Genomic DNA, 1,351 nt, shown 5'->3' on the forward strand with positions numbered 1-1,351 from the left:
CAGAGGTAGATCATTGAGGTCAGTGTTCGGGCGGAGTGGTGGCCGTAGCCGCGGGCGTTGATGAGTCGGATTTTGGCGTTGATGCCTTCGATGAGGGCGTTGGAGAGGCCGAGTTCGACGGCGGCGATGATGGCTTCGAAATGTTGCTGTAGTCGTTTGCCGAGTTCGGTGAAAGCTGGGATGCGGCTGCGTTTGGCGGCGGTGATCCAGGCCTTGAGTAGCTGGCGGGCGACGCCGGGTTCGTGCTTGTGTCGGTAGAGGTCGCGAAGTTGTTCTTTGAGGGCCCAGGCCCGGCCGACGTGGCGGTTTGCGCGGGCGATCTGGTTGACCAGGTCCCGTTTGTTGGCGGTGAGTTTGTTCTCTCCGGTGCGCAGTGCCCATCGGGTCTTGCGCCACTGCGCCGAAGTCATGATGACTTTGTTCGGTCCGCTGGCGGCGGCGGCGAAGACGCGGTCCAGTGCTCGGTTGAGCCATTGCATGATGTGGAACGGATCGAAGCAGATGGTGGCTTCCGGTAGGTGGGTTCGGGTGGCGCCGCGGAAGGCTTTGCTCACGTCCATGCTCACTGCAGTGATGGTTTCTAGTGTCGAATCGGGTTGTTGTTCATAGAAATTGGCTAGTGATTGTTCGCTGCGTCCGGGCTGGATATCGATGACGGTGCCGGTGTCGTGGTCACCGACGATGGTCAGATATTTGTGCGGGTGGCGGTAGCAGATTTCGTCGACGCCGATTCGGTACAGCGTCTGCAGGCGGCGCTGGTCGAGCAGTTCATCGACACCGCGATTGATGATGGCGGTGACCGATTCCCAGCTGCACCGCATCAGTGTTGCCACGGTGGTGCGGTCGGTGCGTTGGGCCAGCCAGAGCACTGTGTCTTCGAAGTCTCGGGTGAATCGGGCACCCGGGCGAGCCCAGGGCACCTGTTCGGTGACGATGCCGCAGCTCGAGCAGTTCAGGCGGCGGATGTCGTAGACCAGCCATAGTTTCTTGCTGGCCATATCGACATGGCGCCAGCGTCGGCGCCGGCGGTCATAGCCGGCCCGGATACGTTTGCCGCAGGGGCAGCGCAGTGAGCGGGCTTTGAGTCGGACGGTGACTTCGATGTCGCGATCGCCGATGGTGACGTCGGTGACGTTGGCTCCGGGGACCTGAAGTATTCGGTTAAATGCAGTACTGACGCGCACGCGGATCGTTCCTGGCGGTTGAGGTTGGTGTGGTAACCCCGAAACCTAGAGGGACACCGCGTGCGCGTCCCTCATCTACCCGGCGACACGCTCAAAACCTCAGGGGCACAACCAAAAACTACCTCTGAACAGCACAAAGGCGCCCACGAAAACCCGTGGAGCGCCAC

At 61.4% G+C, this 1,351-nt stretch carries 1 protein-coding gene; it reads right to left on the reverse strand.

Annotated features, from left to right (window positions below; genetic code table 11):
* On the reverse strand, positions 1 to 1,184 hold a 1,184-nt coding region (locus EB75_RS27965), incomplete at its 3' end, for an ISL3 family transposase (protein ID WP_073698453.1).
* Positions 1,185 to 1,351: the final 167 nt, after the last annotated feature.

It is taken from the genome of Mycobacterium sp. ST-F2, from assembly GCF_001905655.1.
In the GTDB taxonomy this organism is placed as follows: Bacteria; Actinomycetota; Actinomycetes; order Mycobacteriales; family Mycobacteriaceae; genus Mycobacterium.